The sequence below is a fragment of the Thermostichus sp. OS-CIW-30 genome (assembly GCF_054060215.1).
The window spans coordinates 103,448-123,743 of record NZ_JBSSCZ010000006.1 but is presented as its reverse complement, the minus strand read 5'-3'; the positions used below and the strand labels follow the sequence as shown (position 1 = coordinate 123,743).

The 20,296-nt window shown below is 58.6% G+C and carries 20 protein-coding genes, 1 tRNA gene and 1 pseudogene; 16 read left to right on the top strand and 6 right to left on the bottom strand.

Translation table 11 applies throughout. The features are described 5' to 3' along the window. The 3 genes from ACVWZF_RS04015 to ACVWZF_RS04005 all read left to right on the top strand — a co-directional run. A partial coding sequence (locus ACVWZF_RS04015) for a zinc ribbon domain-containing protein (protein ID WP_457410894.1) occupies window positions 1-225 on the top strand: 225 nt, incomplete at its 5' end. A 65-nt stretch (window positions 226-290) separates the two neighbouring features. Beyond that, window positions 291-536: a hypothetical protein gene (locus ACVWZF_RS04010; RefSeq protein WP_457410892.1), complete on the top strand. Its 246-nt coding sequence runs from the start codon at window positions 291-293 to the stop codon at window positions 534-536. A 154-nt stretch (window positions 537-690) separates the two neighbouring features. After that, the gene (locus tag ACVWZF_RS04005) at window positions 691-1,275 is read left to right on the top strand and encodes an SRPBCC family protein (RefSeq protein ID WP_011434033.1); all 585 of its coding nucleotides are present in this window, start codon (window positions 691-693) and stop codon (window positions 1,273-1,275) included. Window positions 1,276-1,467: 192 nt separating this feature from the next. Here ACVWZF_RS04005 and ACVWZF_RS04000 read toward each other — a convergent pair whose 3' ends face one another. Next, window positions 1,468-3,456, bottom strand: a complete 1,989-nt coding sequence (locus ACVWZF_RS04000; protein WP_457394606.1) for a DICT sensory domain-containing protein — start codon at window positions 3,454-3,456, stop codon at window positions 1,468-1,470. Between the two features lie 185 nt (window positions 3,457-3,641). Between ACVWZF_RS04000 and ACVWZF_RS03995 the strand changes: the two genes are divergently transcribed. Further along, on the top strand, window positions 3,642-4,085 hold the full coding sequence (locus tag ACVWZF_RS03995) for a 2TM domain-containing protein (protein WP_011434035.1): 444 nt from the start codon (window positions 3,642-3,644) through the stop codon (window positions 4,083-4,085). Between the two features lie 120 nt (window positions 4,086-4,205). Further along, window positions 4,206-4,276, top strand: a tRNA-Gly gene (locus ACVWZF_RS03990). Window positions 4,277-4,327: 51 nt separating this feature from the next. Here ACVWZF_RS03990 and ACVWZF_RS03985 read toward each other — a convergent pair. After that, a complete protein-coding gene (locus tag ACVWZF_RS03985) occupies window positions 4,328-4,969 on the bottom strand; it encodes a hypothetical protein (RefSeq protein WP_457410890.1) in 642 nt (213 codons plus the stop codon). A gap of 235 nt (window positions 4,970-5,204) precedes the next feature. Here ACVWZF_RS03985 and ACVWZF_RS03980 point away from each other — a divergent pair, with 235 nt between their 5' ends. The 4 genes from ACVWZF_RS03980 to gndA all read left to right on the top strand — a co-directional run bounded on the left by ACVWZF_RS03980 (window position 5,205) and on the right by gndA (window position 9,998). Continuing rightward, a complete protein-coding gene (locus ACVWZF_RS03980) occupies window positions 5,205-6,557 on the top strand; it encodes an ABC transporter substrate-binding protein (RefSeq protein ID WP_414342295.1) in 1,353 nt (450 codons plus the stop codon). Between the two features lie 112 nt (window positions 6,558-6,669). After that, a complete protein-coding gene (locus tag ACVWZF_RS03975; RefSeq protein WP_414406447.1) occupies window positions 6,670-7,872 on the top strand; it encodes a carbohydrate ABC transporter permease in 1,203 nt (400 codons plus the stop codon). 91 nt (window positions 7,873-7,963) lie between these two features. Beyond that, window positions 7,964-8,485, top strand: coding sequence for a pentapeptide repeat-containing protein (locus tag ACVWZF_RS03970; protein ID WP_414329417.1), 522 nt, complete (start codon window positions 7,964-7,966; stop codon window positions 8,483-8,485). Window positions 8,486-8,579: 94 nt separating this feature from the next. Then, window positions 8,580-9,998 carry an NADP-dependent phosphogluconate dehydrogenase gene (gene gndA, locus ACVWZF_RS03965; RefSeq protein ID WP_457410888.1) on the top strand — a complete coding sequence of 473 codons (1,419 nt, stop codon included), beginning with the start codon at window positions 8,580-8,582 and terminating at the stop codon, window positions 9,996-9,998. Here the strand turns inward: gndA and ACVWZF_RS03960 are convergent. The 3 genes from ACVWZF_RS03960 to nadC form a co-directional block, all read right to left on the bottom strand. Continuing rightward, the gene (locus ACVWZF_RS03960; RefSeq protein ID WP_457410886.1) at window positions 9,995-11,488 is read right to left on the bottom strand and encodes an L-aspartate oxidase; all 1,494 of its coding nucleotides are present in this window, start codon (window positions 11,486-11,488) and stop codon (window positions 9,995-9,997) included. The two genes, gndA and ACVWZF_RS03960, sit on opposite strands and share 4 nt — an antisense overlap. Window positions 11,489-11,517: 29 nt before the next feature. Next, entirely contained in the window at window positions 11,518-12,606 is a 1,089-nt protein-coding gene (nadA, locus tag ACVWZF_RS03955) for a quinolinate synthase NadA (protein WP_011434042.1), read from the bottom strand. 198 nt (window positions 12,607-12,804) lie between these two features. Continuing rightward, entirely contained in the window at window positions 12,805-13,662 is an 858-nt protein-coding gene (gene nadC / locus ACVWZF_RS03950) for a carboxylating nicotinate-nucleotide diphosphorylase (protein ID WP_011434043.1), read from the bottom strand. 174 nt (window positions 13,663-13,836) lie between these two features. On the opposite strand from nadC, the pseudogene ACVWZF_RS03945 reads away from it, so the two are divergent. The 7 genes and pseudogenes from ACVWZF_RS03945 to ACVWZF_RS03915 all read left to right on the top strand — a co-directional run bounded on the left by ACVWZF_RS03945 (window position 13,837) and on the right by ACVWZF_RS03915 (window position 19,808). Beyond that, window positions 13,837-15,079: pseudogene (locus tag ACVWZF_RS03945) on the top strand (RNA-guided endonuclease InsQ/TnpB family protein). A gap of 38 nt (window positions 15,080-15,117) precedes the next feature. Then, window positions 15,118-15,975 (top strand): hypothetical protein, encoded by an 858-nt coding sequence (locus ACVWZF_RS03940; RefSeq protein WP_187147238.1) that lies wholly within the window; start codon window positions 15,118-15,120, stop codon window positions 15,973-15,975. 28 nt (window positions 15,976-16,003) lie between these two features. Continuing rightward, window positions 16,004-16,309, top strand: a complete 306-nt coding sequence (locus tag ACVWZF_RS03935; RefSeq protein WP_011434047.1) for a hypothetical protein — start codon at window positions 16,004-16,006, stop codon at window positions 16,307-16,309. A 27-nt stretch (window positions 16,310-16,336) separates the two neighbouring features. Next, entirely contained in the window at window positions 16,337-17,515 is a 1,179-nt protein-coding gene (locus ACVWZF_RS03930; RefSeq protein ID WP_011434048.1) for a tetratricopeptide repeat protein, read from the top strand. Between the two features lie 440 nt (window positions 17,516-17,955). Further along, window positions 17,956-18,090, top strand: a complete 135-nt coding sequence (locus tag ACVWZF_RS03925) for a hypothetical protein (RefSeq protein ID WP_255344540.1) — start codon at window positions 17,956-17,958, stop codon at window positions 18,088-18,090. Then, complete coding sequence (locus tag ACVWZF_RS03920; RefSeq protein WP_041436760.1) at window positions 18,080-18,847, top strand: RNA polymerase sigma factor SigF; 768 nt, start codon at window positions 18,080-18,082, stop codon at window positions 18,845-18,847. The genes ACVWZF_RS03925 and ACVWZF_RS03920 overlap by 11 nt, the downstream gene beginning before the upstream one ends. A 367-nt stretch (window positions 18,848-19,214) precedes the next feature. Then, entirely contained in the window at window positions 19,215-19,808 is a 594-nt protein-coding gene (locus ACVWZF_RS03915) for an SAM-dependent methyltransferase (protein ID WP_457387526.1), read from the top strand. On the opposite strand, the gene ACVWZF_RS03910 is transcribed toward ACVWZF_RS03915, so the two are convergent. Then, window positions 19,805-20,218: a VOC family protein gene (locus tag ACVWZF_RS03910; protein WP_457410884.1), complete on the bottom strand. Its 414-nt coding sequence runs from the start codon at window positions 20,216-20,218 to the stop codon at window positions 19,805-19,807. The genes ACVWZF_RS03915 and ACVWZF_RS03910 overlap by 4 nt on opposite strands. Window positions 20,219-20,296 lie beyond the last annotated feature (78 nt).

Sequence of the window (20,296 nt, the reverse complement as noted above, 5' to 3'; positions counted from 1 at the left end):
CACAAGTGCCTGCATATTCATCCCGACTCCGCTCAATCCTATCGCAAGGGTAAGCAGTTCAAATGCGGGCACTGCGGTTGGGAAGGGGATGCGGACTTGAATGGTGCGAAGGTGATTGCGCTTTTGGGGGCTGCCGTAAACCAGCCTAGAGGTTCGTGGTTGGCTTGCCAACTGCAGGGCTGCCGAAAGCCCGCCCTGTACTGCGAAGCAGTCAGGGTCGGGTAGTTTACTTCAAGCTGGCTACAGTGGAGTTAAATCTGAAACATCTGAGCCAAACGAGGTGGGATCCGATGGTACTGGACACATTGCCGCTGGTTGCCGCTGTAGCCATCGCCATTTTTATGCTGGTTTTTTGGGTGCGGGTGGTTCGAGAGGCCATCTGGACAACGGTGGGGATTGTAATCATCTTGGCCGTGTTGTACATGGTCTTTAGAATTGGCCCGCGGCAGGTGCTGCAGGAGTTGCGGGATCCCTTTACCCTTCTAGAACAGGTTTGGCAGGTGATCGTCGGTTGGTTCCAGGCCCTTCTCCCCTAGAGTTCGTTATCTGCTATACAGTTCCCTGATACAATAGAAAACACAGGGGGGCAGCCTATTGGAACTGCTGGCGAATGGTTTGTCCAGTCAAAAATCGATTCCCTCTCCGGTTTCCGCACTGCTCTACAGCACCTACGCGACTGAAGTTCTCGCCATGCCTTCTGACCCTGAATGGGATCCCCAAGACCCCACCCCAGAAGATGGGATCCCCATTCCTGCTGGCGTCAGCGGGACGGAGTCCTCAGACATCCAGGTGGAGGTGGAGGATTTGGGGGAGCGCCGCTGCCAAGTGCGAGGTCGCGTCCTGATTCCGGTGGAGCGGCAGCAGGTCTGGCAGGTTTTGACCGACTACGACCATCTGGCGGAGTTTATTCCCAACTTGGTGGAAAGTCGCGTCATTGGCCGTGAGAATGGCCGCACACTGGTACGTCAAGTGGGATCCCAAAAGGTTTTATTTGCCCAATTTTCTGCTGCGGTGGTGCTGGCTATCGAGGAGATCTTTCCTCAGCAGCTTCGCTTCCAAAAAACACAAGGGGATTTTCTTATCTTCGAGGGGTTTTGGGATCTGGCCGATTGGTCGGCCCATCAAACCTTGCTCACCTACCACCTGCAGGTCAAGCCTCCCCGCAGAATGCCTGTCGGTCTGGTGGAGCGCCGCATTTGCCAAGATTTGGCCCTGAACTTACAAGCCATTCGGGAGCACTGCCTGAGTTTGTCGGATCATTCCAAGCCCGTTTGAGGCGCGCCCAATAGGTACCTCGTTCCCCAAGCGCTCCGCGCCGCTGACGCGACCACTCTCAGCCCTTCTGCCAAAGAAGAGGGGGGCTGGGGAACAGCTTTATTGCCATTTGTGGGATTTGATATTCGAGCTGGAATTTGCCAGGTGGATCCCAGAGGCAAAGTGGGCCGGTGGTCCTTCACCTTTCGAGTCTCAAGCAGCGATCGAGGGCTGTCCTTGGGTGTGTGGGTGCGCTATCGGCAGGGTGAAGTGGAAGGCACTGCCCTGATTGATCCCCCCCGATTCTGCCCAGATGCGCCCCCCCATGGCCTCAATGATCAGTCGGCAAATGGCTAGCCCCAAGCCCGTCCCACCCACCGAGCGCCGCAGGGATCCCTCTGCTTGATAAAACCGCTCGAAGATGGCTTGCAACCGGTCTGGCTCAATGCCGCGCCCGGTGTCGGCAACAGTGAACTTCACCATCGCCCCCGTCGATCCACCGGCTGGTGGCTCCACTTCTGCCCGAATCCAGATCCGTCCGGTGGAAGGGGTAAATTTGCAGGCATTGTCCAGCAGCTTACGCAACACCTCCACCAGCCACTCCCCATCCGCCCTAACCATTGGCAGCCGTTTGGGCAGCACCTGCTCGATGGTGGGCAAGTCTTCGTGCCGCCGTCGCGCTTTGACATTGCTCAGGGCCAGCTCCACACATTCTTGAGCAGACAACGGCTCGATATGCCAGCGAACGCGACCACTTTCCAGCTTGGAGAGGGTGAGAAAGTCCTGCACCAACTCCCGCAGCCGATCGGCATCTTGCAGGGCTGTGTTCAACATTTCCTGGCGCATCTCCAGGGGCATGTCGGGGTCGCTGGCCAAAGACTCCAAACACACCTGAATGGTGGACAGCGGGGTGCGCAGCTCGTGTCCGGTCACGGCAATCAGCTCTGATTTGGCCTGATCCAGAGCTGCCAACTGGCGATTGAGCTCTTCTAGGTGCTGATAGGCTTCTGCCTGCAAGAGGGCTACCCCCACTTGGTTGGCAATGGCTTCTGCCAACTCCAGAGTGGCCGGCTGCCAGCGGTGAGGGTGTTCGTGGTGTAGCTCCAATAGGCCCAGCAACCGCCCTTGATAGAGAATCGGCATGGCCACCCAAGCCCGAATTTGGGCCGGCTGCCACAGCTCCGGCACTCGCTGCAGGCGGGGATCCTTTTGGGTATCCTCGCAGCACACCGCTTGTGCCGAGGCTACTGCCTCCCGCAAAAAAGGGTTGCTGGGAAGAGGCCACAGGGATCCCTTAAGGCTGCCCATCGTTAGGGTGCGGTACTCCTGCTCAATCTGAACAGCAGGGGCCTGGCCATCGTAACGGTAGATCAAACATCGCCCCACCTCTGCCACCTGCCCCAGCTCCTGCACAGCAATTGCCAAAATCTCGCCGGGATCCAAAGACTGGCGAATGGCACTGCTGATGCGGTTGATCAGATGCTCTTTGCGCTCTTGCACCCGAATGGTGCGGTAGGCCCGCTGCAGTTTGTATTGCCCTGCCTGGAGATAGGTGATCAGCCGCTCGGTAAAGGGGCCTGGATTCAGTTGGCTGGCGGAGTTTTGCGGGGATCCCTTGAGGTACTGGCGAAGGGGCTCAAGGCGAGGTTCCAGATCCGGTCGGTAACTGAGGATCTTGGGCAACAGGGCCAAAGCCGCTTGGACTGTAATCTGACGATCAAATGACCAGATCCCATCAAATTGGCGAGCTGCATCCATATCGCTGCTTTGCCAAGGACGCTCCCGCTGCATCTGCAAGCGTTCTCGACACACGAGGCAGGTGGCATAGTGGGCATCGATGACGATCAAGTGCCACTCCTGCACCAAGGGATCCTCTGGATCCAAGGGAATGGTGTGGTAGGGCAGGTCTGTCTGAGCAAAATCCTTTTCTGGGGTCGCCAACACAAACACGTCTTGGGCCATTGCGCTGATGCGCTGGTAGCGCCGTGCCTCCTGGCGGTAGTAGCGCTCCTTTTGAAAGTTAGCGAATACCCACGGGGATCCCTGCCCTTGCAGCACCTGATCCTCAATGGCGTGGCTGAGGGCAACCAAAGAGGATTTGAAATACAGTTGTGGGCGCAGGTGCGGCAAAGCCTGCAGCAGATCGCTCAATAGGGAGGTACGACTCTGGCGAAGGTAAGATCTAGAGCGGGTGGAGGCCATAACCCTACTGGCAAGCACAGATCACAGGCAGTACAGGGACACTTAACCCCAGAGAAGGAGGCTCGCAGTCTAGGTTTAGTCTAACGGTTGGGATCCCGCGGCGGAGGGAGCTTCATAAGGCGCAAGATCCAGCTAGCCCAAACTAAGAGATATAAAGTTTACGAAGTTATATGTAAGTCAGCCAAATGTCGGGATCCCGGTACAGCCAAGAGGACGTGCAGCAGATCCTCCAGCGGGCCATTGCCCGCCAGCCACGCCTGGGCGAGTTCACCCGCTCCCAACTGCAGGAGATGGCTGCCGAACTGGGGATCTCCCCCCAAGAGCTGGACTTGGCCGAGCAGGAATGGAAGGCCTGGCAAGAGCTGAACAGCCAACACCGAGAATTCCAGCGCTACCGCCGTCGGCAGTTTTACCAACTGCTGGGTCGCTATGGAATTGTCAACAGCTTTTTGCTGGGCTTAGACTGGCTCTCCGGTGGAGGGCTATCTTGGTCGCTGTTTATACTCATGGGGTGGGGCTTGACCGTTGCCCTCAAGGGCTGGAACGCCTACCAAACGGAGGGTGAACGCTACGAGAAAGAGTTTCGCCAATGGCAAAGGAAACGCCAGAAAGATCTCCAGAGCAAGTAAGCCCAGCCTACCGGAGAAGTCTGTCCCGCTGATGGAGATGGATTTTTCTCCAAACTCTGAGTGGGAAGGGGCACCGCCGAGAGATGCTACCATAGATATTCAGCATCGCTGAATGCCCGTGCGGGCGTAGTTTAATGGTAAAACCGCAGTCTTCCAAACTGCTGTTGTCGGTTCGATTCCGTCCGCCCGCTTCCTCCCACAAAATCCTAAGGGATCCCTTAAAGTGCCCTTCAGGTTCTTCTTCACAGGTTGGGGCCGACTGTGGTGGTGCGGCGGATCGGTTGACCTTTCAGGGTATTGCCTTCTACTGTTTTCACCCAGCCTTGCCCTGGTACAAATCGGTACTGCACATCGGTATCAGAGCCACCGAGCAGATCCCCTTGGGCATTGAAGACGCGAGTTTCCCGCTGCCAGTGTCCTGGCCCGGTCGGTGTGCTGCTCGACTCGGTGGTGTAGGTTTGGCCGCGAGCATTGTTGAATTGGCCGCTGTGCTGCCAGCCTTGCCCCGCTTGGCCCTCGATAAGGCTCGAGCTGCTGCCCACCGTCTTGCCCTCGGCGTTTTGCAGGGTGGTGCTGCCCTGCCGTTGCCAACCCTCATGTGTGTGAGTAGTGGTGTGCTGATGGTTCAGGTTCCAGGTCTGACCTTGTTGGGTAGTGACTTGGCCGGAATAGTCTCCTTCCACCCCCTGACCGGGAATGAATTGCCGGGATCCCTGGCCGGAATAGGTGCCACTACCCGATCTGCCACTTGGCCCGGTGCGAGTGTAGGTGCCGGAGTGAGTGAAGGTGCGCTCACCGCTCGGGGTCAGGGATCCAGCCGTTGGCGTGGTGGCTGTGCGAGTGCGTTGACGGGGGCGAGCCTGCGCAAAGGGAGCAAGCGCCATCAGGAGGGCAGTAACCAATAACAGGCAAAAGCTTGCGGTTTTCATTTTCATTCTCATTTTTCGAGACCCCTTGAGAAATTGCCAATCATGACCCAGGCTAGGTGCTCACCTCATCTGACTCTGACTTCGGCCTGAGGGTTCACCTCCCGAGGGGATCCCAGCCAGACATAACCTGCTCTTAATGTCGGTGCTGTAATCTCAGAGGTGCCTTTAGCGAATGCGACTGCATCTTTCTATGAATACCCGTCGTACTTTCCTGGCTGTTGCGGCTGGCCTGGTGGCTGCGTCTGCTGCTGCTCTTCTGGCTGCCGACAGCTTTGCTCAGTCTCCTGCCGAAGTCAAAGTTTGGATTGCCTTTACCGATAACCGCCTGGATTGGGCCCGCGAAAAAGCGGCAGAGTTCAACAAACAATTTCCTCAATACAAAGTTACGGTCGAAGGCTACGGCAACTACGAAGAAATTCAGCAAGCCACCGACCTGGCCATTCAACAAAATGCTGCTCCTTCGGTGGTGCAGTGGTTTGAGGTGGGCACCCAACGGGCACGGGATTTTGGTTACTTCAAGTCCATTGCCGAGGCTCTGGGCAATCGCACCGAAGTGAACGGGATCCCGGTGAATTTCGACGATTTTATCGAGCCGGTGGTGAGCTACTACACCCTGGATGGCAAATTTACCTCCATGCCCTGGAACAGCTCCAGCCCCATTCTCTACTCCAACACGGCCATCTTGAAGAAGGCTGGGATCGAAAAGCCGCCGGCCACCTGGCAAGAGCTGGAGGCTGCTTGTCAAAAGATCATGGCCCTCCCCGACGCTCCCCAGGGCTGTGTGACCTGGCCCAATCACGGCTGGTTCTACGAGCAATGGATGGCCCAGCAGAATGCCCTCTTGGCCAACAACGACAATGGCCGTGCCGCCCGTGCCACCCAGGTCTTTTTGGACTCGGAGCCGTCAATTGCCATCGCCACCTGGTGGAAAGGGATGTATGACAAAGGCTACTACATCTACAGCGGCAAGCAGCGGGATTGGGCAGCCACCGAGCAGGCCATCCAGACCGGTACCGTCGCCATGGCCATCACCAGCAGCGCCGATGCCGCCAACATCACCAATGCCGCCAAGCAGAACAACATCGAGCTGGTCACCACCCGCATGCCCTACAACGCCGACAAGGGTTGGACGGGGAACTTGATCGGGGGAGCCAGCCTCTGGCTGGTGAAGGATCTGCCCAAGGAGGTGGAAGAGGGGGCGCTGACCTTCATGTTGTGGCTGAACAACACCGAAAATGCTGCCGAGTGGCACCAAGTGACCGGCTACTTGCCCATTCGGAAAAGCTCGGTAGCCTTGCTGGAGTCGAAGGGCTGGTTCAAGGAAAACCCCAACTTCTTCACCGCCAGCGACCAAATTAATAATTCCAAAGTGACCCCTGCCACTCGGGGGGCGCTGCTGGGGGCCTTCCCTGAGATTCGCAACGTGGTGACCCAAACCATGGAAGATCTGATGCTTAAAGGCGGGGATCCGGCCCAGGCCATGGCCAAGGCCAACCAGGAGGCCAACCGCCTTCTGGCCGAGTACAACTCCCTTTACCAGTAGCCCCAGTGTCGATGGGCCAGGGGTGTTATTGAGGGATGGGGGTGGGCGGCGGCCTGCCCCTTTCCGGGCTTTGATAAGGCTCTTGTGAAGAGCACAGCCGAGGTGAGAGGCGATGTTGGGATTCATCCAAGTGCTGCTGCCCCTGTTGGCGGGGTTGCTGGGATCCCTCTGGATGGGGCTCCGTTTTCGACGCATCGAGTGGCCTGTGCCGGTGGGGGCAGTGCTGGGGGGCCTAGCAGGAGGGCTGGGATCCCTGATTTTTATGGCGCCCCTGGATTTTTGCACTTTTGAGCCGGAGCGCAAGGCCATCGACATGGCCTTTGGCGTGGGGCTGGTGCTGGCGGGCATGGCCATTCCCCTCTGGCCGCTGTTGGCGTGGACGCAGAAGGAGCAGGAGCGCCGCCTGGGGATCCCCGGCCCAGCTGTTCAGGAGAGGGGCATCTTTAAGCAGTGGTGGCTGGCGTGGCTGCTCTTGTTGCCCACCTTCACGATCTTGGTGGTGTTTCTCTACTACCCAGGGCTGGATACCTTCCGCCTTTCCACCCTGCTCACGTTTGTGGGGGCGCCGCGCAGCCGCTTCGTCTGTGTGGATAACTTTACCGCTTTGCTGACGGATTCCACCTATCTGCGCAGCCTGGGGATTACCTTTGCCATTTCGGCGGCCATCGTGGTGCTGGGGTTGAGCGGATCCCTGTTGATTGCCACGCTGGCCTACCAGCCGATTCGAGGGGCGGCGATTTATCGGGTGTTGCTGATCTGGCCCTACGCCATTTCTCCGGCGGTGGCCGGGATCATCTTCTTTATCATGTTCAACCCCTTGGGAGGGGTGGCCAACCATTTGCTGGGCCTGGTGGGGATCCCCCGTTTAAACTGGCTCAGCGATCCCAACTTGGCCCCTTGGGTGGTGATCTTTGCTAGCGTTTGGAAGCAGATGGGCTACAACATTTTGTTTTACCTTGCCGGCCTGCAAAACCTGCCCAAGGATTTGCTGGAAGCGGCTGCCATCGACGGGGCCGGGGCAGTGCGTCGCTTTTTTGCCATCACCCTACCGCTGCTTTCTCCCATCACCTTCTTTTTGGTGATTACCAACATGACCTATGCGTTTTTCGATATCTTTGGCACCATTGACTTGCTGACTGCTGGGGGCCCTTCCGGATCCACCTCGGTGTTGATCTACGAGATCTACAAAATCGGAGTGTCTTCAGGCAATTTGGGTAGGGCTGCCGCGCAATCCATCGTCCTGTTTCTCATTGTGGTGGGGCTGACGATCCTGCAATTTCGCACCACCGAGCGGAATGTAACCTACGGCGGATAACGGCTGTCTCTGCTGCAACGCAATGATCCCAGTTCTCAGTGGGCAAGGGGAAAATCGGCAAGAATGGGGGTAGAGAATCTAGGGATCCTCGATGGCCCCAAAATCCAACGCCTCGACTTGCTGGCGCGACTTCGGGAAGCTGGGCATGCTGCTGGCGGCCACTCTGCTGCTTTGGCTCCTCTGGGGCTCCATAGCGGGCAGCCAAGCCCGTCTCAACTTCAACAACGCCGATCTGCAAGGTCAAGATCTATCCGGCCAAGATTGGCGGGGCAGCAGCTTTGTCAGCGCCAACCTGCAGGGCGCCGATCTGCACGGGGCCAACCTTTCGGGGGCGGCATTCACCAAGGCCAATCTGGCGGGGGCCAACCTATCCGGTGCCGATTTGAGCAATAGCCTTTTGGATCTGGCCAATTTGGCAGGAGCCGATCTCAGAGGGGCCAAGCTCACGGGAGCCATTGCCGCACGGGCGGTTTGGCAAGGAGCGCAGATTGCCGGCGCCGATTTCAGCGAAGCCTATGTGGATCGGGCGGCAAAGCGGCAGTTGTGTGAGCGAGCTGAGGGATCCCACCCGATAACCGGTGTAACCACCCGTGAGAGTTTGGGCTGCCCTTGAATCAGGGCCGGCAAAGGTGAAGAAAACAGGATCCCTGAGCCCCGTCGGTCAGATTGGCCTCTAGATTGGGTGAGGTGTCGATAGTGCCCCAACCATGAGCAAGCCCAGCTTTGCGGTGATTGGCCTAGCGGTGATGGGGGAAAACCTGGCCCTCAACGTCGAGCGCAATGGCTTCCCGGTTGCCGTCTACAACCGCACCAGCTCCAAAACCGACCAGTTCATGCGGGAGCGAGCCCAAGGCAAACGGATCACCCCCGCCTACAGCCTGCCGGAATTGGTGCAACTGATGGAGCGGCCCCGCAAATTCTTGATCATGGTCAAGGCGGGTGCGCCGGTAGACGCGGTGATTGACGAGCTTAAACCCCTGCTGGATCCGGGGGATATCATCATCGACGGCGGCAACTCCCTCTACACCGACACCGATCGCCGTGCCGAAGCCCTCGCCCCCACCGGGATCCACTTTGTCGGCATGGGAGTGAGCGGCGGGGAAGAGGGAGCCCTGAACGGCCCCAGCCTCATGCCCGGCTGCAGCCCAGAGGCCTACCAACAACTGGAGCCCATCTTGACCAAAATTGCCGCTCAAGTGCCAGACGGCCCCTGTGTCACCTACCTGGGGCCCAAAGGGGGCGGGCACTACGTGAAGATGGTACACAACGGCATCGAATACGGCGATATGCAACTGATCGCCGAGGTCTACGACCTAATGCGCAGGGCTTTGAAGCTGTCGGCCTCGCAGATGCAGGAGATTTTTCAGGCTTGGAATGAAACAGAGCTGGAATCTTTCCTAATTGAAATTACCGCCAAGATTTTCCAAACCCTGGATCCGGAAACCGGCAAGCCGTTGGTGGATCTCATTCTGGATAAGGCTGGGCAAAAAGGCACCGGTTTGTGGACAGTCAAGGACGCTCTAGATCTGGGGGTACCAGTGCCCACCATCGAGGCGGCGGTGCAAGCTCGCATCCTCTCGTCGATGAAAGAGGAACGGGTGGCTGCCTCTGCCCAGTTGAAAGGGCCGGACGCCACTTTTGCAGGGGATCCCGACTGCTTTATCCAAGATCTGCGCGCTGCTCTCTATTGCTCCAAAATCTGCTCCTATGCTCAGGGGATGGCCCTGCTCAAAAAAGCCACCGTTGCCCACGGCTACGTCTACACCTTCAGCGAGATTCCGCGGATTTGGAAAGGGGGCTGTATCATCCGCGCCCGCTTCCTGGGCGAGATCCAATCGGCCTACAAACGGGATCCAGAGCTGGTGAACCTGCTCTTGGATGAGGAGTTCAAGCAGGCCATTCAGGAACGGCAGGGATCCTGGCGGCGGGTGGTGTCCACGGCGGCTGCCCTGGGGATCCCGATCCCGGCCATCAGCGCTTCTTTGGCCTACTACGACAGCTACCGTACCGCCAACCTGCCCCAGAACCTCACCCAAGCCCAGCGGGACTTCTTCGGGGCCCACACCTTCGAGCGCATCGACAGGCCGGGCGTCTTTCACCATGAGTGGAATGCCTGTTGCCGTTAGCGATGCGTAGCATCAAGAGGTCTCCGGAAAAAAGTTGAACCGCGCACCTCCGTATGGAAAGGCTCCCCTTCCTGAGGAAAATCCTCGCGGAAATGGGCCCCGCGGCTTTCCTCCCGCAGCAGCGCCCCCTGAGCTACCAGACGGGCCAGCAAAAGCAGACTGCCTGCCTCGGCCTCTTCCCGGGTGGCCCAAGGCTTTTCCTGCAGGGGAAGTGCCTTGACAAAGGTCAGAAAAGCCCGCAGCCGTGTTCCCTCCCGCACAACGCCCAAAGCTTTCCCAACTCGATGCCTGAGAGCCGGCAGGATGTCGGGAGACGTCGCCAGAACGGGTAGCCTCTGCAGCTGTCGGGGAAAGCTCACCTCTCCCAAATCTTGCAAGGCAGCCAAGGCGGCCCGCTTGCCCATGACCAGCCCTTCCAAAAGGCTGTTGGAAGCCAAGCGATTGGCTCCGTGCAGACCCGTGGAAGCCACCTCCCCAGCAGCATAAAGGCCCGGCAGGCCGGTGAAGCCGAAAGCGTCCGTTCGGATCCCACCCATCACGTAGTGAGCGGCGGGAACAACCGGGAGCAGATCCTTGGTGGGATCCAGCCCCAAGGCGCGGGCAGAGGCAACAACGGTGGGAAAGCGCTCCTCCAGATGTTCGACGACCCGCAGATCCAGGTAGGTTCCCCCTGTCTGCTGCCGCTCCCAGAAAACGGCTCGAGCTACCACATCCCGCGGCGCCAGCTCTCCCAGCTCCGCATAGCGAGGCATAAAACGCTCCCCCAAGGCGTTGAGGAGAACAGCCCCTTCTCCTCTTACTGCCTCGCTCACCAGCGCTCCATTGGGCAAAGCCGTGGGGTGAAATTGCACAAACTCCAGATCCCTGAGAGTGGCCCCTGCCCGCCAAGCCAGCACCATTCCGTCGCCGGTGGCCCCCGAGGGAGCTGTCGAGACGGGGAAGAGGCTGCCAAATCCTCCCGTAGCCAGGAGAACTGCCCCGGCCCTCACCTCCACCGGCCCTTCAGGGCCAAGCAGCAAGGCCCCCGCCACCCTGTCCCCCGCCAGCAAAAAGCTGAGGGCTGTGTAGCCCTGCAAAGGCAGCCTGTTGAGGCGAGCCAGCAAACCTCTCAGAAGCCACAGTCCGCTCCGATCCCCCCCCAGATGGCGTACCCGCGCTTGGGAGTGGCCCCCTTCCCGGACGGGTTGGGGATGGAAAGGAAGGCCCCAGCGCAAAAGTCTCTCCAGGTGCAAGGGTGCTTCCTCCACAATGGAGCGAGCCACCTTTTCTTCCACCAGGCCGCGGCCCGCTTGCAAGGTGTCTTGGATATGGGCTTCTACGTCCGCCTCATCCGCAGGAAAAGCCACCCCACCCTGCGCCCAAGGGGTAGAGCCAGAGGGAAGGGGATCCTTGCTTACCACCAGAGTTGTCGCCCCCTGGGCTTCGGCCCACAGGGCTGCGTACACCCCCGCCACCCCTGCTCCCAGGATCAACAGGTCTGTTTCTAACAAGGGCGGCGCCCCGTTCTTCCCCTCCACCTCTAGGCTCCGGCGGGCACTGCCAGCATGGCCAGGATGGAACGGCGAGCCTTCTCAGCCACCTCCTGGGGCACCTGGATCACGTAGCGCATCTCCTGCAGGGAGCGGTAAATCTTTTCCAAGGTAATCTTCTTCATGTACTCGCAGACGGCTTCTGCCTTGACAGGGATGAACGTTTTGTCTGGAGCTTCTTTCTTGAGCCGGTGAAGAATGCCCACCTCGGTGGCCACCACAAACTCGCGGCTTTCTGAAGCTTTGGCGTAGCGCACCATGCCCTCGGTAGAGAGCAGCTTGGCATCCGGTTTGAGAAAGAGACAGCTAGAGCCGCAACTGCACTCCGGGTGAATGAGGAACTCTGCTCCAGGGTGCTCTTCCACCATCGCCTTGAGGTGCTCTTCCCGGATGCCAACATGCACGTGGCACTCTCCCGGAAAGAGATCCAGCTCCCTTCCGGTTACTTGAGCAACGTGGGCTCCCAGAAACATATCCGGCACGAAGAAGATGGGGCGATCCGGGGGCAGGCTGGCCACCACTTGAACTGCGTTGGCGCTGGTTACGCAGACATCTGCCAGAGCCTTGATCTCGGCAGCGGTGTTGACGTAGGCCACCACCAAGCCCTCAGGGCAGGCTGCCTTCCACCGCAGCACATCTTCTGGGCGAATGCTGTCGGCCAAGGAACAGCCCGCCTCCAGATCCGGCAGCAGCACCGTCTTTTCCGGGTTAAGGATGGCAGCCGTCTCCGCCATAAAATGCACGCCCGCAAAGACGATCACCTGGGCGCTCGTCTTTTGAGCCTCCCGAGCCAGTCCTAAGGAGTCTCCCACAAAGTCCGCCACCTCTTGAACTTCGGGGAGCTGATACGAATGCGCGAGGATAACTGCCTGCCTTTCCTGTTTGAGCCGGGCAATCTCCTGGACGATTGTGGCAGTGTTGTGTAGCAATGGGGTTTCTCCCTTCATTTTCGACTTCTTGTCGCGACAGCGTTGCGTAGCAATAACGGTTTTGTTCCTCTGGAGGCTGGACACGATCTGAGGACTTTGTCCCGCTAATGCGTTTGCAGGAGCAGCGCGCAGCAATAACGGAAAGCCCATCTCCTGGAGTTGGTCGACTCTGCTTTGGGGGGTATCTGAGCCGGCAAGAGAAGCAACCCCCAACCCAGATGCCCGGCGAAGCCTTTCGCGGCGCCCGGTTGAGCTGGAGCTGGGCTTAGGTTGTCTTCTCAAAGTAGCATCAGTCGCAACAGCGTTGCGTAGCAATAAAGCAGTGTCCAGCGAGGACTTGGCTCAGGGTCACACCACCAGCAAAGAGAGATCCAAAGCCTTGGCCGAGTGGGTGAGCGCCCCGACGCTGACGTAATTCACGCCTGCCTCGGCCACTTGCCTGGCCCGTTCTGGGGTCATGTTGCCGCTGGCCTCCAGGGGAACTCTCCCTCCCACCCGTTGGACGGCGGCCTGGGTTTCTTCCAGGGTGAAGTTGTCCAGAAGGATGAGATCGGCTCCTGCTGCCAAAGCCTCTTCCAGTTCCTGGAGATCCCGCACCTCCACCTCCACCTTGAGGTGGTGGGGAGCACCTTCCTTGGCCCGCTTGACGGCTGCCAAAACGCCTCCCGCGCCGCGGTCGCAACAGCGTTGCGTGGCAATGATGTGGTTTTCCTTGATCAAAATGCCGTCGAACAGCCCAAAGCGGTGGTTTTTGCCGCCCCCTACCCGTACAGCATACTTCTCCAGGGCGCGCAGGCCGGGAGTGGTCTTGCGGGTGTCCAGAAGCTGGGTTGAGGTTCCCCGGAGAGCCTCTACATAGGTGCGGGTGAGGGTGGCAATGCCGGACAGCCTTTGGAGAAGATTGAGCGCCAGCCTCTCCCCCGCCAGAATGCCCTTCAGGGATCCCTTGAGGTGGGCCACCTCTTGACGGACAGCCACCCTGGCCCCTTCCTCCACTCCAGGGATGAACTCCACCTGGGGATCCGCCAGCCGAAAAACCCGCTTGGCAATCTCCAGGCCGGCCAGGATCCCTGTCTCCTTGGCCAGGATTACCGCCTCACCCTCCAGTCCTGGGGGTAGGGTCAGCTCTGTGGTGAGGTCGCCGTGCCCCAGGTCTTCCCACAGCCAAGCGCAAAGGGTCTCCTCTGGTAAGTAAACTTCTTCCATTTTCGGTTTGGTTTTAGCTAGACCGCCGGGAAGCCCCGCCCTCCGTTAGTGACTAGTGGCTGGTCACTATCCACTCACCACTATCCAGGGTGAGGGTCGGGATGAAAGGCGAGGACACAATGCTTCGTCCTTACTGGTGCTATGACCGGCGTAGCAGGATTTTATACCCTCATCATGAGAACTGCTTACCAGTATCGCTTACGCCCTACTTCTAGCCAAGTTGCTCTGATGGACCAATGGCTAGACTTGTTACGGAAGCAGTATAACTATCGCTTGGCAGAGCGCTTTGCGTGGTGGGAACACAATCGCTGTGACATCAATGCTTGTCCCTTAATCTGTCACTTGCCCAAGCTGAAAGACAAGCCCGATTTCTACTCCCAGAAACGGGACTTGGTGAAGACGAAAGCCCTGTTTCCGGAGTACAGAGCAGTCCATTTGCAAGTCCTCCAGAACTGCATAGAGCGAGTGCACAAAGCATTCGACCGCTGGCTGAAGGGGGACGGTAACGGCAAGCGGGCAGGGAAACCCAGATTCAAGGGAGTTGGGCGGTATCGCTCCTTCAGTTTCCCCCAGATGAAACAAGACTGCATTTGCGGGCAGTTTATCCATCTGCCCAAAATCGGTGCTGTTCGCATAATTCAGCACCGTCCTTTGCCTGACGGTTTTGTCATCAAGACTGCTACCATCACCCGCAAGGCAGACGGGTGGTATGTGACCTTGAGCCTGCAAGATTCGTCCGTCCCTGAGTTTACTCCTGAGCCTGCAACACTGGAGAACACGATGGGGATCGACGTGGGACTAGACTCCTTTTTGGTGACCGATGCGGGGGAGTCTGTTCCAGTTCCCCAGTATTACCGCAGAGCCCAAAAGTGGTTAAAGAGACTGCAGCGAGCCTTGTCTCGCGAGAAGAAGGGGTCAAACCGCCTATGGCTAGTGACTAGTGGATAGTGACCAGTAGATAGTGAATAGTGGCTATCCACTAACCACTATCCACTAACCACTATCTCAGCGCAAAGATTTTCATGACAAAACAGCGAACTGGCTGGTAAGCAAGGGCAAACATATTGGGTACGAAGCCCTGAATATCAAAGGTGTTGCTAGAACCCGACTAGCAAAATCTACCTATGATGCTGGGTGGGGACAATTTCTGCGAATTCTGGCAGTCAAGGCTGAAAGAGCTGGGCTGAGGGCGATTGCAGTGAACCCCAACGGCAGCAGTCAAAACTGCTCTCGGTGTGGTCAAAGAGTACCGAAAGCGATTCAAGACAGGTGGCATTCTTGTTCCCATTGTGGGCTAGAACTAGAGCGCGACCACCATGCGGCCATCAACATCAAGCACAGGGCGGTGGGGCATCCCGTTCTTTTCGCGTCAGCGGGACGTAGTCCTCAAGCGCAGGAAACGTCCTTTTCGCGCTAGCGGCGCGGAGCGCTTTGCATCAGCATGAGTGCGGGAGTATGTCACGACGGAAGGTGAGGCAGATGGGGGGCTGGCTCAGGCAAAACTGGCTGTGGCAACTGGGGAGAGCCCTTGTGGCTGTTTGGATCGGCTGGGCGGAGGGGAGCGCTGCCTGGGCGAGGGACATGGCGCCGGCTGCCCCTGGAGTCTCCTCTCCCCCTACTTTGCCCATCCCTTGGGAATGGGTGTACGACTTGCAGGAGCAAGCCCGGCAGCGGCAATGCACATTGGTTGGCCTGTTGCGCAGCGATCCCTTGCCGGCGCCGGATCCCCAGTGGCAGGTGTACACACGGCTAGATTTGGTGGCCACGCCTCAGGCTGGTCGGTTGACCAGTGTGTTGTTTGCCGAGAACACCCGTACTCGGGCCTTGCAGGTTATCTATCAAGCCTCAGGGTCGGTATACGACCCCGTTGAGGCATTGGATTTTGCCATGATCCTGCCTCTAGCCTGGCAGGGGAACACTTTGCTGGCGCGGGAGTACGAAGGCTGGTTCCAGACCGATTTGAGCTGGGATCGGGCGGTGGTCTGGCCTTTGCCCACTGGCTCGACAGGGATCCCACCGGTGCAAATCTGGGATCCGCCGCCGGCGCTGGGGTATGCTGAGCTGCTGGGCTGGGATCCCCAGGCGCGAGAGCGGGTGCTGTTTGCGGTGGCCGATAGCCTTGGAGAGATGCCCCGCTTGGTGAGCGTGGGCCCAGACCGCCAGGTGTTGCTGCGAGCGCCTGCCGTTGCCCTTTCCCCAACTCCCTCTTCTCTACAGGGGTGGCAGGAGATCCGGCCCAAGGGGGGAGAGCCTCTCTGCCACCAAAGCCGTTTTGGGCTGGAGCAGGGAGGGGAAAATGAAAAATTAAACTGAGATGCAGAAGCCTGTGGGAGCGACAACCATGTCCAAACCGGTGGTGCGGCGGGGCTGGCCTCTGGAGGCCTTTGTCGGGGATGTAATCGTCTGTACCCTAGAGGGATCCCATCTGGATCAGGTGACGGAAATCCGAGTCAGCCCGGCGGGTAAAGGGATCCGAGTCAGCTTTGGGGATCCCTTGGGACGCTCTAAGGAACCGGTGCAGGCCAACGCCGAGGCGCTGACGGTTACCTTTGAGATCGATCCCAGCACCTACCCTGGCGAAAAGCGCATTGAGCTGATCTCGCCGGCAGGGCCCAGCGATCCCCTGCCGTTTTTGGTGATGATGTAGAGGCGCGCAGAAAAGAGGAAGTGGGTCATGCCGTTTGTGATTGCCCCGACCGACGTGGGCGTGCTGGTGCTGGGGGCGAGCCTGTTGCTTTTGGCCGGGGGTTGGGCCTGGTGGCTGCGGCGGCAGAAGCGTGCTGCCTCCCCAGAATCTACAGCCGTTTCGCCGGCCCCGGCGGTTGACCCATCTGCCCTTTCGGCGGAACAGGCGGCTCAACTACAGCCCTTCGAGCAGGCGGTGGGAGATCAGCCGCAGGATCCCATTGCCTGGTACAACCGCGCCACCACCCTCGACCACCTGGGGCAAGCCCAAGCTGCCCTGGCCAGCTACGACCGCGCCCTGGAGCTGAAGCCGGACTTCCCCGAAGCCTGGAACAACCGTGGTTCTCTGCTGGACGATCTCGGTCGCCATCAAGAAGCTCTGGCCAGCTATGAGCGGGCTCTGCGGCTGAAACCGGATTTTTTTGAGGCCCGCTTTAACCAGGCCAACACGCTGCGGCAATTGGGCCGCTACGAAGAAGCCCTACGTGCCTACGAACGGGCCCTTGCCCTCAGCCCCGACAGCCCGGAAACGTGGTACCTGCACGGGCTAACCTTAGCCTCTCTGGGACGGTGGCAGGGATCCCTAATCAGCTACGAGAAAGCCCTCGCCATCAACCCCGTCAATGCCCAAGTTTGGCAGAGTCGGGGCCTGGCTCTGTTTCACCTAGAGCGCTACGTCGATGCTCTGGCCAGCTACGAACGAGCCCTGCAACTGGGCTCCGAATCGGCCTCTCTCTGGGCCGGCCATGCCCTTGCCCACCACCGCCTCGGCAACCCGATGGAGGCCCTCAACAGCTATGACCGTGCCCTGGCGCAGGATCCCAAACGCCCTCAGATCTGGGTGCAGCGCGGCCTGGTGCTGATGGACTTGAACCTCTACGAGCTGGCCATCCAGAGTTTTGATCGGGCCCTGCAGATGGATCCCAGCAATGCCGAGGCTCACTACGCCAAAGCCTGCTGCTACGCCTGGGAAGGCCAAGTGCCTCAGGCCCTACAAGCTTTGGAGCAAGCCCTACGCCTGGAGCCGGAACGCTACCGCCCCTTGCTCTCCTCTGAGCCCTATTTCGACCTCATTCGCGAGGAGCCGAGTTTTGCATCCTTTTTGGCAGCCCTTGCCGGCACGGATCCCCCCAAGAACCCCCCGCCGCTGTCACGAACAGCCTCTTGACGTTCTCACCTCCCAGAAGGAGAGGAGAGGCTGGAATGCACAGGCTGTTTCACCGCCAACCTGACCCAATCACCAATAACCACGAGAGCACGCCAACAACAGAAATCCGGCAATTTCGTTGGGTCTTACGGGGGGTCTTACGGGAAAATTGCGCTCTTTTGCCGATGAAACCCGCCGATTTTCCGTGGAGATGCTGTTGCTTGGGTCAAGAAACCTGGTCAAACTAAGAACGTTCCAGCTCTTGGCAAATCTCAACAGTGTCCGGTTGTGCTTCTAACGCCATCCCTGTAGCCCTGTAGCACCTGCTTGCGCAGGGTCTGGCTGGGCAAAAGCGTCTCTTGACTGGATGGGTGTTGGTTATGGGTGGGATCCTCAACCTTTGAATGGTTTTCGAGTTCCTTGAGTGCTTGTTCTACAGTTATTTTCGGCAAATCGGTAAAGTGGTTGTCTATGATAACGGCCCCTCGCCTGACCTCTCCCAAGAACTCCGTCTCCCTGAGGCGACCGGCGGCCCCCCCTCCATTGCCTTTGGCCAAGACCGGATTCCCAGCCGCATGTGGATCTATGGCATCTAGTGAGGATGTTAAAGCCCGAACTGCCGAACTGTTGCGGCTGTACCACCAGAATCGCGATCCAGCCCTGCGCAACCGGCTGGTGGAAATGAACTTGGGCTTGGTGCGCAAAGAGGCCCACCACTGGCGCAACCAATGCAATGAGGGGTACGACGACCTGGTGCAAGTTGGCTGTTTGGGTTTGATTCAAGCTATCGAACGCTTTGACATCAGCCGAGGCCTGGCTTTTAGCTCCTTTGCCCTGCCCTACATTCGCGGAGAAATTCAACACTACCTGCGGGACAAAAGCCCCACCATGCGGATCCCACGCCGCTGGACGACCCTGCAAAGACAAGCCAAGAAGGTGATTGCCCGTCTGCGGCAAGAGTTGGGCCGTTCTCCCTCTGAGGCCGAGGTGAGGGAAGCCCTGCAACTGACGGAGCAGGAATGGCGAGAGCTGGAGCTGGCCCAACAAAACAGCCTTTTGCTCAGCCTGGATGCTCCGATTCAAACTGAGGAAGACAGTGTTGCTCTGGGGGAGGTCGTTCCGGATCAGCGCTACCGCAGTTTTCAACTGGCTGAAGAAGATCGTATTCGCCTACAACATGCCTTGGCTCAGCTGGAGGAACGTACCCGCAAGATTTTGGAATTTGTCTTCTTCTATGACCTCACGCAAAAAGAAACGGCAGAGCGGCTAGGGATCAGTGCCGTTACCGTTTCCCGCCAAGTCAAAAAGGGGCTGGAACGCCTGGCTAAGTTGTTGAATCAAGATATTTTTTGAGATACAGCCCGTTACAAATTAAGGGATATAAAAGGGTATAAAAATCGTGTTTCCGAGGCTTGACCCCAGTGAGGTTTAGAACAAGCAGGTTCATAGTCATTCCAGACTCGATTGAGATACTCCCGCCGCTGCCCAGACGCTCCGCGCCGCTTCCCCCAGCCCCTCCAGAGGGAGAGGGGAGTTAGAGAGCAATGGAACGGAGATGTTTCATTCCTGTTGAAAATGACCATACAGGTGTATCCCATAACCCCTTAGTAGACTGTACTTGAGCCGACGCAATTGGCGGTGACTTTCCACCCAGTAGAACGGCAGGGGCTCTGTACTGCGACAGGTTGATAGACTGATGGGAAATTGATGAGAATATTTGATGAACAGAGAAAACCGCTCTTCTCGGAATCAACCCTTGGTGCCCCGCGGTTTCAAACCTAAGCTGGGTCAGAACTCGGTGGGCAGGGATCCCTTCTTCCAATGCCAGCCCAACCCGCAAAGTCCAGAGGGAATCCGCTTGGCCCCCTATGTGCGCACCTTGCCCTTGGTTGTGGATGCCATGCTGGATTTGGCCCAGGTGGGGAGCGAGGATACTCTCTACGACTTGGGCTGTGGGGATGGCCGCATTCTCATCCGGGCGGCGCAGCGCTTTGGCACACAGGGCATGGGAGTGGATATCGACCCGGAGCGCATCCTGGAAGCCCAACAGCGGGCCCGAGAAGCCCAAGTTCAGGATCGAGTTACTTTTCTCCAGCAGGATCTGCTCACTCTGGACTTAACCCCGGCGACGGTGGTGAGCTGCTATTTGCTGCCCCGCTCCCACCTGCTGATCCGAGACAAGCTGCGCTCCCAGCTTCGGCCCGGCGCTCGTCTGGTCACCCACTCCTTCGACATGGGAGATTGGCTCCCCACCGCCACCACCACTGTATCGGATGTTATCAACACCTACACCATCTATCTCTGGCGAATCTAACCCTGGGGATCCCAGGCCGTCGCTTCCTCAAAAGCAGCAGAGGGCTGGTGCAGCACAATCCGGTTGCCATCGGGATCCCGAAAATCCACCTCCTGTCCATGAAAGGCTTGCCGCAGGGGGGAAATGGAGAGCTGATAAGCTCCCGCCAACCCTTCCAGTGTTGTCAGGGATCCCTGTAAATCCTGCACCTGCAGGCAGAGGCTCACCGCTGCGGCTTGGGCACCACCATCGAGATGACGGCTGCGATAGAGGCCCAGCCGCAACCCTGGCAGACGAAACTCTACGTACACCGGATCCCCCTCTGTCGGGAGCTGGACTTGGGGAGAGATCCCCAAGAGATCCCGATAGAAGCGTTGTAGACGAGGCAAGTCCGGGGTAGCCACGCTAACCAAGGCACCAGAGAGCTGCATCGCAACCGCCAAAAGACCGGGTTGGTCTATCTTAGCTAAACTGCCGAGAAGCCCCGCGCTGTACCCGCAGGGTGAGCG

Bases quoted from the DNA above. Each gene is read 5' to 3' on its own strand.
- ACVWZF_RS04010 (WP_457410892.1), top strand. From the start codon at position 291: ATGGTACTGGACACATTGCCGCTGGTTGCCGCTGTAGCCATCGCCATT.
- ACVWZF_RS04005 (WP_011434033.1), top strand. From the start codon at position 691: ATGCCTTCTGACCCTGAATGGGATCCCCAAGACCCCACCCCAGAAGAT.
- ACVWZF_RS04000 (WP_457394606.1), bottom strand. From the start codon at position 3,456: ATGGCCTCCACCCGCTCTAGATCTTACCTTCGCCAGAGTCGTACCTCC.
- ACVWZF_RS03995 (WP_011434035.1), top strand. From the start codon at position 3,642: ATGTCGGGATCCCGGTACAGCCAAGAGGACGTGCAGCAGATCCTCCAG.
- ACVWZF_RS03985 (WP_457410890.1), bottom strand. From the start codon at position 4,969: ATGGCGCTTGCTCCCTTTGCGCAGGCTCGCCCCCGTCAACGCACTCGC.
- ACVWZF_RS03980 (WP_414342295.1), top strand. From the start codon at position 5,205: ATGAATACCCGTCGTACTTTCCTGGCTGTTGCGGCTGGCCTGGTGGCT.
- ACVWZF_RS03975 (WP_414406447.1), top strand. From the start codon at position 6,670: ATGTTGGGATTCATCCAAGTGCTGCTGCCCCTGTTGGCGGGGTTGCTG.
- ACVWZF_RS03970 (WP_414329417.1), top strand. From the start codon at position 7,964: ATGGCCCCAAAATCCAACGCCTCGACTTGCTGGCGCGACTTCGGGAAG.
- gndA (WP_457410888.1), top strand. From the start codon at position 8,580: ATGAGCAAGCCCAGCTTTGCGGTGATTGGCCTAGCGGTGATGGGGGAA.
- nadA (WP_011434042.1), bottom strand. From the start codon at position 12,606: ATGGGCTTTCCGTTATTGCTGCGCGCTGCTCCTGCAAACGCATTAGCG.
- nadC (WP_011434043.1), bottom strand. From the start codon at position 13,662: ATGGAAGAAGTTTACTTACCAGAGGAGACCCTTTGCGCTTGGCTGTGG.
- ACVWZF_RS03940 (WP_187147238.1), top strand. From the start codon at position 15,118: ATGTCACGACGGAAGGTGAGGCAGATGGGGGGCTGGCTCAGGCAAAAC.
- ACVWZF_RS03935 (WP_011434047.1), top strand. From the start codon at position 16,004: ATGTCCAAACCGGTGGTGCGGCGGGGCTGGCCTCTGGAGGCCTTTGTC.
- ACVWZF_RS03930 (WP_011434048.1), top strand. From the start codon at position 16,337: ATGCCGTTTGTGATTGCCCCGACCGACGTGGGCGTGCTGGTGCTGGGG.
- ACVWZF_RS03920 (WP_041436760.1), top strand. From the start codon at position 18,080: ATGGCATCTAGTGAGGATGTTAAAGCCCGAACTGCCGAACTGTTGCGG.
- ACVWZF_RS03915 (WP_457387526.1), top strand. From the start codon at position 19,215: ATGAACAGAGAAAACCGCTCTTCTCGGAATCAACCCTTGGTGCCCCGC.
- ACVWZF_RS03910 (WP_457410884.1), bottom strand. From the start codon at position 20,218: ATGCAGCTCTCTGGTGCCTTGGTTAGCGTGGCTACCCCGGACTTGCCT.